This window comes from Paraburkholderia sp. SECH4, assembly GCF_030511745.1.
GTDB lineage: Bacteria > Pseudomonadota > Gammaproteobacteria > Burkholderiales > Burkholderiaceae > Paraburkholderia > Paraburkholderia madseniana.
This window is the reverse complement of record NZ_JALOCP010000007.1, coordinates 122,317-135,229: the sequence shown is the minus strand read 5'-3', so window position 1 is coordinate 135,229 and position 12,913 is coordinate 122,317. Positions and strand designations below refer to the sequence as shown.

The 12,913-nt window shown below is 59.6% G+C and carries 7 protein-coding genes; 2 read left to right on the top strand and 5 right to left on the bottom strand.

Features of this window, described 5'->3' with window-relative positions:
- Positions 1-31 precede the first annotated feature (31 nt).
- Together M0D67_RS12775 and M0D67_RS12770 are read right to left on the bottom strand one after the other, a co-directional pair.
- Positions 32-898, bottom strand: a complete 867-nt coding sequence (locus M0D67_RS12775) for a TetR/AcrR family transcriptional regulator (protein ID WP_154564873.1) — start codon at positions 896-898, stop codon at positions 32-34.
- 437 nt (positions 899-1,335) lie between these two features.
- The gene (locus tag M0D67_RS12770; protein ID WP_154564871.1) at positions 1,336-2,556 is read right to left on the bottom strand and encodes an MFS transporter; all 1,221 of its coding nucleotides are present in this window, start codon (positions 2,554-2,556) and stop codon (positions 1,336-1,338) included.
- A gap of 478 nt (positions 2,557-3,034) precedes the next feature.
- Here M0D67_RS12770 and M0D67_RS12765 point away from each other — a divergent pair, with 478 nt between their 5' ends.
- On the top strand, positions 3,035-4,366 hold the full coding sequence (locus M0D67_RS12765) for a chloride channel protein (protein WP_266238899.1): 1,332 nt from the start codon (positions 3,035-3,037) through the stop codon (positions 4,364-4,366).
- Between the two features lie 100 nt (positions 4,367-4,466).
- Here the strand turns inward: M0D67_RS12765 and M0D67_RS12760 are convergent, their stop codons facing one another.
- The 3 genes from M0D67_RS12760 to M0D67_RS12750 all read right to left on the bottom strand — a co-directional run bounded on the left by M0D67_RS12760 (position 4,467) and on the right by M0D67_RS12750 (position 9,940).
- Entirely contained in the window at positions 4,467-6,683 is a 2,217-nt protein-coding gene (locus M0D67_RS12760) for a TonB-dependent siderophore receptor (RefSeq protein ID WP_266238912.1), read from the bottom strand.
- Between the two features lie 124 nt (positions 6,684-6,807).
- Positions 6,808-9,123 (bottom strand): sensor histidine kinase, encoded by a 2,316-nt coding sequence (locus M0D67_RS12755; protein WP_171926442.1) that lies wholly within the window; start codon positions 9,121-9,123, stop codon positions 6,808-6,810.
- A gap of 7 nt (positions 9,124-9,130) precedes the next feature.
- Complete coding sequence (locus M0D67_RS12750; RefSeq protein ID WP_171926405.1) at positions 9,131-9,940, bottom strand: response regulator; 810 nt, start codon at positions 9,938-9,940, stop codon at positions 9,131-9,133.
- 446 nt (positions 9,941-10,386) lie between these two features.
- Here M0D67_RS12750 and M0D67_RS12745 point away from each other — a divergent pair, with 446 nt between their 5' ends.
- Positions 10,387-12,354 (top strand): YadA family autotransporter adhesin, encoded by a 1,968-nt coding sequence (locus M0D67_RS12745; protein ID WP_171926406.1) that lies wholly within the window; start codon positions 10,387-10,389, stop codon positions 12,352-12,354.
- The last annotated feature ends 559 nt before the right edge of the window (positions 12,355-12,913 follow it).

Sequence of the window (12,913 nt, the reverse complement as noted above, 5' to 3'; positions counted from 1 at the left end):
GCAGCACCGCCCGCATCAGCTTCAGTTCCGATCAAGCCGTGCCGTGCAACGCGGGCTGAAACGGACTCGCCTCCATGCTGCCGCCGCGTTGTTCGCCGTCCGAGACTGCGGGTCCCGACGATTCAAATCCGCCTGAGGCCTGCTGTGTACCCGCTGCCGGGTTCGCGCATTCCATCTGGCCTTCGGCGCCGCCTTCGGTGGCGTCGCCCAGCACGGCGGCAAACGTGGCCAGTTGCGAGCCGTCGGGCAAGGGCGCTTTCAGCGCGGCCACCATCAGCGATGCAAGACGCGCGATCAGTTGCAGGTCGTTCATCGACTTGCCCTGCGAGAACTCCGAGATCAGGCTGTCCGTATCGGTGCCGGCCAGCACCCCGGATAGCGCGCCGATCGCGAAGTGCAGACGCCAGCCGAGTTCTTCACGCGGCAGATGCGGCAGCGCACGCTGGAACGCATCGAAAAAGCGAATCGCAACGGACTCGTAATGCGCATTGAGAAAGTCGCGAATGAACGACGACGGATCGGTATAGGCACGCCCCAGCAGGCGCAAAAACGCCTTGCCGCCGATGCGCGGATCGCGCGACAGCCGCAGCGCCGGAATGAACATGGCGCCGAGCACGTGCTCGCAGGTCAGACGCGCGCCGAGCATTTCGTCGAAGCGGTCGAGCAGCTTGAGCCGCTCCTGGTTGAGCCGGTCGAGCCGGCGCGACAGCATCGAGTGAATCAGCGATTCCTTGCTGCCGAAGTGGTAGTTGACTGCCGCGAGATTCACTTCGGCCCGCGAAGTAATCTGGCGCAGGGACATGGCCTCATAGCCGCATTCGATGAACAGTGTTTCGGCGGCGTCGAGGATGCGGGACTTCGTGTCGCCGGCATGCCGGCCTGTTGTGCGAACTGCCATTTTGCGTCTCCCAGTTGCCGGGCATCCGGCCCGCAAACAAGCGATTCAAATGACTATTTGAAACAGCCGTTTTTTTCAGGATAAAGAAGGATCGGGACTGCGATCAAGGGCTCGGTGTGGACTAACTCCTCTAGAAGACCTGACGAAGGTCCGTTTTTCCAATGCGCGCGGGCGCGTCAAACCGCGCGGAAATAAAAAAGGCCGTTCCGATCGAAATCGGAACGGCCTCGTATTGCTTGCTACCTGTGTTTGGCCTTGCGTTTGTTTTCTGACGCCGGGTTCGCGCGTTCCTGCTTTGCGTTTGCCCGGCGCCTGCATTGCTGCTTGCGCTGCATTGTGGCGGTTCGAGCCGCCTTTGTAGCTATTGTGCCCGATAACGCGCCGGCGAAATAGCTGTTTAGTTCGAACGCTTGAAGCTGTGCCGCGAGGCGGCTTCCTTAGGTGCTTGCCGCGACCTCTTTCGCCGATTGTGTCATGTCGATGCCGCGGCGTTCGCGGCTGAACGGAATCAGCGCGGCGATCACCACCACCACGATACCGATCACGACGGCCATGACCAGTGCGTAGTTGTTGCCGTGTGCTTCGGCAGCGCTCGCCTGCAGAGGGCCGTTCACCGACGCGATCAGATTGCCGAGCTGGTACACGAGGCCCGGGAACGTCGCGCGAATTTCATCGGGCGAGATTTCGTTCAGGTGCACCGGAATTACACCCCATGCCCCTTGTACGGAGATCTGCATCAGGAAGGCACCGGCCGCGAGCAGCACAGGCGTGGTGGAGAAAGCCCACAGCGGCAACACCGGCAACGCGATCAAGGCGGCGATGAAGATCGCGCGCTTGCGGCCGATCTTCTCCGAGAACCAGCCGAAGAACAGGCCGCCGCAAATCGCGCCGATGTTTAGCGTGATCGTGATCCACGACACCGTATGCGCGTCGAATCCATGCTGCACGCGCAGGAAGGTCGGATACAGATCCTGCGAACCGTGCGAGAAGAAGTTGAACGCGGTCATCAGCACGATCGAGTAGAGCGACAGGCCGATGTTCTGCTTCAACGTGGCGACGAGACCCGGGCGCACTTTCTTCTCGAGCGTCTTGAAGGCCGGCGACTCCGGCACGTGTGCTCGCACGTACAGCACGAGCAACGCCGGCAGCACGCCGACGAAGAACATGCCGCGCCAGCCGATGTATTGATAGAAGACGCCGAACACGACGGAGGCGAGCAGGTAGCCGCTCGGATAGCCGGCCTGCAGGAGGCCCGAGACGATGCCGCGCGACTTGGGCGGCACGGTTTCCATCGTCAGTGCGCCGCCCACGCCCCATTCGCCGCCCATCGCGATACCGAACAGGGCGCGCAGCACGAGCAGGGTGGTCAGGTTAGGCGAAAAGCCGGACAGCAATTCCAGCAGCGAGAAGCACGCGATGTTGACCATCAGCGTCGGACGGCGACCGTACTTGTCAGCGAGCCAGCCGAAAATCAATGCGCCGACTGGACGCATTATCAGGGTCAGCATGATGCCGAAGGCAACCGTCGGGATGTTTGTATTGAATTCCGCCGCGATATCTTTCAATACGAACACCATTAGAAAGAAATCGAATGCGTCGAGAGTCCAGCCCAGATAGGCGGCGATCGTGACGTTTCTCTGTTCCCGTGTCCAGCTCATTGATTGTTCTCCTGAGTCTCCAATAACCCGTGTTTGACGACGGGCGGCTCTGCAGCCCCGTGCGACCCGTGGCGCGGGCTTCGAGCGAGTGTACGCCGAGCGTTAAACGCTTGCATGGTTGATGCCGCGTTTATCCGTATTAATCCCTGGAGCGAATTCCGGTGCGAATCTCAATGCATGGCGGATGTCGGCTTAATGTAATTATCGTATTAACCGCGTTTGATAAATTGTTTGTTATTCGTAATGTATTTCGTGTCGGTGAACTGAGGTAAGACGAGCGGTGGGGGGCGACAAATGCATGCGTCGTCCGCTCTCATGATCCGGACAGGCTGAAGGGCTTACGTTTCTGTTGCAGGAAGCGGATGCGTGCCACCTATGCGCATGACGCATCAGTCGAGTAGAAAAAGCAATTTGATTCATGTTGCGACGCGGAATAAGATGATCGCTATCCCATTAATTCCGCCTCTGTCGACGCACCATGTCAGTCAAATCAATTACTTCGGAGCCACGGCGCCGCGCGCGCAATCCACTTGCAGCATTGGCCGTCGTCACGTTGCTGACGGGGATCGGCGCCGGTCTCGGCGGCATGTTGCTCGCCTTGCTGCTGCACGGCATTCAGCACCTCGCATATGGCTACAGCGTGACGCACGTCATCAGCAGCGAGAGTTTCCTGGAAGGTGTCACCGATGCGACGCCTGAGCGGCGTGTGCTCGTCCTGACGATGTGCGGACTGGTGGCCGGGCTCGGCTGGTGGTTGCTGTATCGCAACGGGCGGCCGCTCGTCAGCATTCGCCAGGCCGTCAAATCCGACGATCCGCGTATGCCGGTGGTGAGCACCACCGTGCATGCGCTGCTGCAGATCGTGACGGTGGCGCTCGGCTCGCCGCTCGGACGCGAAGTCGCGCCGCGCGAGATCGGTTCGGCGCTGGCCGGCTGGCTCTCGCGCCGCGCGGGCTTATCGGTCGAGCAAAGCCGGATCATGGTCGCGTGCGGTGCCGGCGCGGGTCTGGCCGCTGTCTACAACGTGCCGCTCGGTGGCGCGGTGTTCGTGCTCGAGGTTCTGTTGGGCACGTTTGGCTCGAAGGCCTTGGTGCCTGCCGTGGTGACATCGGCCGTCGCGGCGCTGGTCGCGCAATTCGGTCTGGGCAACGAGCATCAATATCTGGTGCCGTCGTTGACGGTGAGTACGTCGCTGGTCGTCTGGTCTGTGGTGTGCGGTCCGATTTTCGGTGCTGCTGCGTGGGGCTTTACGGAGCTGACGAAACGCGCGCGTGCAGAGGCGCCCAGGGATTGGCGTTTGCCCGTGTTGTCGCTGTTGAACTTCGCAATCATCGGCGTACTGGCGATGCACTTTCCGCAGTTGCTCGGCAATGGCAAAGGGCCTGCGGGCCTGGCGTTCGACGGCAACCTGACGATGGCGCTCGCGGCCATGCTGCTGGTGCTGAAGGTGGTGATCACCGCGAGTAGTTTGCGTGCGGGTGCTGAAGGCGGCTTGTTGACGCCCGGGCTTGCGAATGGCGCGTTGTTGGCGATCGTGCTCGGCGGGGCCTGGAGTCTGTTCTGGCCGGGCGCTTCTTCAGGCGCGTTTGCCGTTGTCGGCGCGACGGCGTTTCTGGCTGCTTCGATGCAGATGCCGGTTACGGCTGTGGTGCTCGTTTTTGAATTTACCCGGGTGAGCCACGACTTTCTGATTCCAGTTTTGTTTGCCGTCGGCGGCGCTGCGTTGAGTTTTCAGGCATGCGCGAAGTGGGCGCCGGCGCTGCAGTTCAGTTCTGGTTTCAACTGGGGTGGGGCGGGCAAAGCGCGATAGGTTTTTTTGCCTTTGCCGTCTTGCCCGCCAGTCGTGGCTGACGGCTTGGCGTGGTTTAAATTCCGTTATCTGAAGCTGCCCCAAAATCGGGGATGCTTTATCACCAGGTGTATTTCGCGTTGGCTAGCACGGTTCGCTCGTTGCCGAACGCGCAGACCGAGTACGATTGGCAGCCGCTGATGTAGTGACGGTCGAACAGATTCGCCACGTTCAGTGCGAGACGCCAATTGCGGGTGTGATAGTGCAGTGCCGCGTCGTACAGCGTATAGCTTGCGACCGTCAGCGAGTTGTCCGGCGCACCCGCGGACGCGCTCTGGTAGCGGATCCCACCACCGATCCCGAAGCCGGCGAGCGCTCCTGTATGCCATGTCCAGTCGGTCCACAGCGATGCCATCTGGCGAGGGCGAGGGACGTCGACCGGCCAGTTGTTCAGCGACGCGTCGTTTGCCTTTACGTTCTTCACATCCTGATAGATGTATGACGCGATAATCGACAGTTCGCGCGACACATCTCCGACCGCGTTCAGCTCGATACCGCGCGAACGCACCTCGCCAGTCTGCACGGAGGACGTGCCGGTCGGGTCGAGATTCGTCGGTGTCGGTGTCACGACGTTCGTCTGGTTGATCTGATAGACGACTGCGCTCAACATCAGGTTCTTGCGCGGCGGCTGCCAGCGCAGGCCCGCCTCGATCTGCCTGCCGCGCGTCGGCTCGGGCAATCCGCGGCCGAACATCCTCACGCCGATAACCGGATTGAACGAGGTCGAATAGCCGACGTACGGTGACAGCCCGTAGTCGCCCTGGTACGTGAGGCCGACGCGGCCCGAGAACGCGCTGACATCCTGTTTCGTCTGTGTGCTGGCCTCGTGGTCGTCCTGCTGCATGTTGACCCAATCCTCGCGGCCGCCGAGCGTCAAGGCCCAGCGGTTCCATTTGACCTGGTCCTGCGCGTACACGCCGAACGTGTTCATTGCCGTGTGCAAGTCCTGGCGGCCGAACGACGTCGGGCCCGAGAAGATCGCGGTCGTGACCGGCGTGTAGACCGGGTTGTAGAGGTTCAGGTCCGGCGCCAGCGCGAGCCATATGCTGTCGGTCGTCGTCTGCCGGTTGTACTGAAAGCCGAGCAGCAGCAAATGCTCGAGCGGCTCCGTGCCGAAACGCGCCTGCGCGTTGTTGTCGATGTCGAAGCGGCTGTAGTTCAGTTGAAACAGCCCTGCGTAACGAGTAATGTCGGTCGTGCTGCCCTCGGCAAGACCGCCGCCGAAGACCGACGCGTCGTCAAGCGACAAGTGCATCCAGCGCAGGTTCTGGCGCAACGTCCAGATCGAATTCAGATCGTGCGAGAACTGGTAGCCGAGCGACCACTGTTTCTTTCGGTAGTCATTAAATGTCGGTTCTCCCGTGTAGACGTCATGTGACAGTTGACCATTCGGGTTTGGCAGGACGGTGCCCTGCGCGGGCAGGAAGTTGTGTGAAATATCATTCCAGTCCTGCAGGTAGGTCGCAGTAAGCGTCAACGAGGTGTCAGAATCCGGCCGCCAGCGGAGCGACGGTGCCAGCGCGACGCGCTGGTCCGCGTTCGGGCCGCTCAGCGCATTGCCGTCGCGCGCGACGCCAACGAAGCGATACGCGTACTTGCCGTCGTCGTCGAGCCTGTCGCCGATGTCGAGCATCGTCTGCTTGCGCGCGTAGTTGCCGATCTGCACGCCAACCTCGCGCACGCGCTCGCCGTCGGCCTGCTTCGTCTGCACGTCGACGATCGCGCCCGGATCTCCGGCCCCATACAGAACCGACGCTGGCCCGCGTAGCACAGTGACGCTGTCGATCATATACGGGTCGACGCGCCAATTCGCGATGGGTGTCGTATTCGGCGCTTGCAATCCGTCGACGAACAAAGTCGGAGTAAAGCCGCGTAGTGCTGCATACAAATCGGTGCGGCTGTCGGACCCAAACGATGCGAAGCCTGGCACGTAGTGCAGCGCCTGGTTGAGGTCGGTTGCGCCCGTCATTTCGATCTGCTGCGCAGTGACGACGTTGATCGTTTGAGGAACCTCGGTGATCGGCGTGTCGGTCTTCGTGCCGGTCGCAGTGCGTTTGCCGACGAGCCCGACGGACGACAGGTTCGCCACGTCTTTCACCTTTATCTCCGACAGCGTGACGCCGGGCGCAACATCCGCCTGTACCGCGGTGTCCTTCGCTTGCGCATCATTCGCTGGTTGTGTCACCTGCGCGTGCGCGTGGCCGGTAGCCGCTGCGCAAAATATCCCCCTCGCAGCAACCGTGATCGCACGTCGCCCCGTGCCCGTTGCCCACCCCATCTTCTGTTGCTCCATCTAGCTGGCCGCCTGCCTGGCCGGCCCGTTTTTCAATGAGCGACAACCGTCCGGCCGTCGCTCCCATTCCAGGTTGCGCGGCCAACACCGGTGACAGCATCCTGTTACGTTACCAGGGGCGCGAGACATCGTTTGTTTCGTGCGGTGCGAGAGCAAGAGCCTCGATGCCTGCGAAATCCAGCGCTTCGAGGCAGCGCCGCATTTCAGTCAGAAACGCTGCGCACGAGGGGTGAATCCTGATCATGTTTTCTATCCATCGCTCTATGTCCGTCAGGCGTCCGTCCTTCGCGAGAACTGCCAGTTCCCGGCGGTCGCTCTCTGGAGGAGCGGAAACGGCGAACCCGTGTTTGCGTTGTGGGCGGATATGAGCAGAGCCGCCGGAAGAATACTGTGCGACGTTCGACGGCGAAGCATCCGCATCTTCCGTAATGGGAGCGATGAGTCCGAAAGAAAACGAGGTGCCACGTTGCGGCGCGCTTGAAACGCGCAAGTCGCCGCCCATTGTGTTGACAATGCGCTGCGCAATAATGAGGCCGAGGCCAGTGCTACCGTTCACCGCCTGTATCTGGCGAAAAGCCGTAAAGAGTTTCGATTGCGCTTCAATGTCGATACCGATGCCGGTATCGGCGACCTCAAAACTCATGTGCCATTGATCGTCCTGCAGGCGCGCGCTCACGGTCATCGTGACGAAGCCGTCGCGGGTGAACTTGGACGCGTTCGACAGCAGATTGAGCAATACCTGTTGCAACCGGCGGCCGTCGATCGTCAATCGACGGGGCAACGACGTCAGTGCCTGATAGTTGAACTGGTTGTTCAACTGCGCGCAGAGTGCGAGCGCGTATTCGGCAATGTCGTCGAGAAGTGCAGGCAGGTTGGTTGCGACCGGGGCGATATCCAACGGCTGCAACTCAGTTTTCGCGTACCCAACCAGTTCGTCGATCAGGCCGAGTTGATAGTTCACGCTGCGCTCGATTGCCTGGATCGGTCTCACCTGCTTCGAATCCGCCAGATCCCGTAGCTGTCTGGCGTAACCCGTAATCGTAGCGAGCGGCGCACGGAGGTCATGACTGACATAACCCAAGGTTTCGATCAGTTGCTGGTTTTTCTCCTCGGCGTAAAGCAATGCTTCGTTCAGCTCCAATGTGCGCTGCGCAACTTGTTCGCGTAGGCGGTCGTGTTCGGTTCTTTGCCAGTCTGCAAGTTCGGTCCTTGCCGCTATTCGCTGCTTTCCGACGTGGTTTATCCACGCTGCAAGCACAATAAGGTTGGTGGCTAGGCCAATAATTGCAACGACGGGGTTCGGATGAATGTCGGACTTCAGCCAGGCGAGAGCTGTCGGCAAGGACCCGAGCGTTTCGAGCATGCGCAACGCAAAGCTGAACAGCGAGAAGATCATGACGAGCAGCATGATCCGCGCGGTGGGGGTCGACTGACGCGCGAGGCGTGCTGCGATAATCACCGTGAAGACACCGAATAGCGCATTGACATACACGCCGACTTGCGCGAACACGAACAGATTGCCGAATGCGGCGCCTATTGCGGCAACGCACTCCAGCAACGCAAACCCGAACAGTATGTAGCGTGCTGGCAGGTTTGCTTTTTCGCTGTGAGAGATGCGCAGGATAAAGACAATGAACAGCAGCACGGCAGTACATCCGAGCACCGTCACACTTCTCGCACTCCACTCGGTTGCGAACGGCCACAAATATAGCTTCGTATAGCCGCGATCCGCAGCTTCGAACAGCGCTGTCATGGCACACAGTGCTGTCAGGACGAGAAACGAGACACTGCGGGAAAAATAGGCGATGAGCAGCGCGCACCACGCCAGTGCAAGTGTGCCGCCAATCAATCCTCCGTCCCAGAGCGCTGCGCGTTTCTCCAGCGCGTCATATGCCGCTGCGGAATACAGCCTCGGTTCGAGCGTGAGTGCGGTATCGCTGGCCACCCGGATGAGGAAAAGGCACTGTTCACCGGGAGCGAGCGTGAAATCCGCCAATGGATAGCGCGACGAAAAGGACTGGGATGCGAGGCGGGCGGGATAGATGACGTCATGTGTCCAGTGGCCGCTGCGTCCGGTGTAAAAGTCTACGTTCTCGAGGCGCGCGTCCGGGAGCACGAGAACGAGCGGGAGGGCTGTTGAACTGTGGTTGCTCACCGACACGCGGAGCCACCATGCCGAGTGGGTGAAACCTGGTTTCAGTCGACTCCGTTGCATGGGAAGGAAGCCTTGCGTGGCTCCCGCGGACAGTGTGAGTATGTCGTCCAATCTCATCTTGCCCGAGACGTCTTCGAATACCTGCACCTGGTCCAGGGTGGGGACCCGTTGTGTCTGTTTCCCAGTCGCGTCGAGACTGACGGCCAACGAGTGAGTGGCCCACCAGCTCAGACATAAGAACAGTAAGCGGAGCCACCGAGTCGTAGTCATGATGTCGTTACTCTGCCTCGAGGGCGGGTTCCACGGTATCAGCCAGATCCCGACTGCGAAATTCCTCCCGATAGGTTGACGGGGGCATACCAAATCGCTCGCGAAACGCCGTGGCGAAATTCGCGGCACTGGAAAAACCAATTTCTTCGGCGATGCTGGCGATACTCAACGGGGTGCTGCTCAATAGCTTTTGTGCAATCCGCAAGCGTTCGTCGCGGAGATACTCGAATACTGTTTGGCCAAGGTTGTCCCGAAACGCACGCGACAGTCGTTTTTCATTGGTCCCCACGAGGCGGGCGAGTTGTTCGACCGTTGGCGCATCGTTCAGCCTTTGCGACAAATGTCGAATGGCCGCGCGAACGATGACGCTGTTGCCTGTGAAGTCCGAAGCGGATACCTCATCGTCGGTGTGCCGATTGCCGCGCGTCCGGGTGAGGTGTACGCGAATCCGTGCAAGTACCTCGTCCGCCTCGAATGGCTTGAGCACGTAGTCCACGCCACCGATTTCCAGACCGTTGATCCGATCGTGAAGGTCCCCAGCCACGGTCAGAAATATGACGGGAATCGCAGAGGTGCGGGGGTCCGCGGCAAGAAGCCGGCAGGCAGCGAATCCATCCATCCGCGGCATCCGTACGTCCATCAGGATCAGGTCGGGTGAAATCGCCAGTGCTCGTTGATAAGCCTGTGACCCGTCGAATCCGACGCTGATCCGGCATCCAGCATTGCGCAATACGTCAATCAACAATCGAAGCTGGTCTGGCTGGTCGTCTACCACAAGAAGATGGGCATCCGTGAGGGCAGTGTTTCGGGGCGACATCGTGTAGGCGAAAGGAGCTGACGGGTACGTTCCTGGTTAACGGCGGCTGATTGCTCAGCTTGAGGCTCGCGGGGATCGGTCGCCAGCATAAAGCCGCGAAGCGTACCAGATTGTTAATTCAATTTAAATCGAGCGGTTTCCACACGGATAGCAAAAGAATTTTCCCTCCGGCAAAGCATTTCGACCCTCGAGCAAAACGATTGCAGCAGTAACGCTGCCCATAATTCCTCGCGTCCTTACACAAAGTTGCTAATTCATACATTCGTAAGTGTAGGAATCAGCGGCTTGACTGCGACGGTCGACGCCCTGTAGCAACAGGCGCTATCGAACGGCACGCCGGGGAAAACCGGACGGCGCGGGCAAGCCAAAGACTCATCAAATTGAGCGTGACGGAGACCAGATATGAATCCCTTTATTGATCATCAGACAAGCGAGAGCGGAACGTAATGAACAAGAGCAGATATAAGTTGGTTTGGAATCGTCGACTTGGCGCGGTGGTCGCGGCAGCCGAGACGCAGCGCGGCGTGCAGGGCGAAGCGGGACAAACGGAAATGGGGCAGGGTGGTAGTCCGCTCACGTCCAAAGTACCGCTGGCTGTATTGACAGCACTCATGCTGTCGGCGGGATATGCGCATGCGGACAACCTTGCAGTGGGCGGTGAAACCGGAACTACCGTCGTAACGATTGGTGGTGCAACGGCGCCGGTCGCCAGTACTGGCGGAGGTGGTTTCGTTGCTGCGGCTGGTGCCGACGGCTCAAGCCAGAATACTGCTGTTGGCGTTAATGTGTCAGCGCAGGGCGGGGCCGCAACCGCTCTGGGTGATACGGTAACTGCAAGCGGCCAGAATGCCACGGCAGTTGGCGCAAATTCGGTCGCAACCGGCAACCAAGCAGTAGCTTTCGGCGGTGGGTCGAGCGCGGCGAATCCTAACTCGACTGCGATTGGTGCTCAGGCACACACTACTTTTCAGTTCTCAACGGCGGTCGGCACCAATAGTTCAGCCGCGGGCGGCACGGCGGTGGGTTTTCAGGCGAACGCGAGTGCAGGTGACGCTACGGCCATAGGTGTGGATTCCGTTGCATCCGGGATCGGTAGCGTTGCAGTTTCCCGCGCACAGGCAACTGCCCAGAACGCAATCGCTATTGGTGAGAATGCCTCGGCAGTTGATGTGAATTCCGTAGCGGTAGGCGCCGGGTCGAACGCAAGCGGCAACAGCGCAATGGCAGTGGGTCTTTCCGCAACGGCAAGCGGCGGTAGCGCGGTGGCGCTTGGTAACTCGAGCGTGGCGAGCGGGGGATCGGCCATTGCAGTTGGTCAGTCTTCAACCGCATCATCAGGCGCCGCTGTCGCGATTGGTTTCGGGGCGAATGCCGCATCGGCCAATACGATTGCGCTGGGTACTGTCACACAGGCGACGGGCGCCAATTCAATCGCGATCGGTAACGCGGCCGTGGCTTCGACCGCCGAATCGACGGCGCTCGGTTCCGGCGCTGTCACACGTGCAGCAACGAACGTGAGTAGCGTCACATTGAACGGGGTTACGTTCGGTGGCTTCGCAGGCGCGACGCCGACCGGTGTCGTGAGTATCGGCGCGGTGGGTCAGGAACACCAGTTGCAAAATGTCGCCGCAGGGCAGATTAGCGCAACGAGTACGGACGCGGTGAACGGCTCGCAGCTTTTCTCGATTGCTTCGCAGGTTTCGGCACTCTCGACCAATCTGGCGTCAATCACCACCACGGTCGACAAGATCTCGACATCCGGCTCGAATGGCACGGTTGCAGACCCGACAGGTACGGCAGTTGGTAACAATTCGGTCGTATCCGTTCCCAACGGAACCGCTGTCGGTAACGGCTCGAATGTCTCGGGTCAAGATGGTACGGCAATCGGCACGAACTCGACTGTCACGGCTGCGCGTGCAACCGCCATCGGCACGAATTCCAAAGTCACAGGCACGGATTCGACCGCAATCGGCACCAACAGCCAGGCCACCGCGAATAATTCGGTTGCCCTGGGTGCAAATTCGGTCGCAGACCGGGACAACACAGTTTCGGTTGGTGCGCCGGGTGCTGAGCGTCAGATTACCAACGTTGCAGACGGTACGGCTCCGACTGATGCAGTCAACGTGCGGCAGTTGAATGGCGCAATCAACAGCGTTCGCGATGACATGCAGAAATATCGCCGTGACGCGAGCGCGGGTACAGCGTCCGCAATCGCCATGGCGAATTTGCCGCAAGCTGTGTTGCCGGGTGAGAAGGTTGTAGCACTCGGAGCCGGCAACTACGGCGGGCAGTCTGCGATGGCTCTGGGTCTGTCGGTCGCGACGCAAAAGTGGATGGTCAAAGGCTCGATTACTACGGGTGTTTCTGGTCACGGTTCCGTGGGTGCAGGCGCGGGCGTTGGCTATCGCTGGTAAGTGATTTGTCGCTATCCCGCTGCCGCCGCCCTTGTGTCGCGGCAGCGGGCGAAGCGCCGGGGAAAGTTGCAGAGGAAGAGCATGTTAATAAAAGTGTGAACTGGCACGAAAAGAAAATGCTTCAATAATCCGCTCCTGCATCTACGAAAAACGAATCAGTCGGCGCGGGCGGACGTTGAAGGAGTAGAAGCGTCTGGGAACACAGCAGTATCGAATGAATTTCCATTTCATTTTCACTCCCTGGCTTTCACAAGGGCGTGAGAACAATGGCGAGACTGGAAGAGTCTTCGTTATCTGTCTTGCATGAATTTAATTAATAAGAATTGTTTCACAAAACTGACTTAAAAAATACCGGGAAAAGTACAGGAAATCCTTAGTTTTCCGTAAGGAAATCCCGATGCGTATTTAATCTGTATGGCGTTGAAAGGATTATGAAATAAATTACGTTCCGCGCATCGATGACTTTCGCAGCAAGGCTCGGCAGCCCGCTGGCAGCGATTTATGGCCGCAATGCAAACACCATGCCGCGTCGAGCGTGACGCAGTCCAAAGGCGAATTC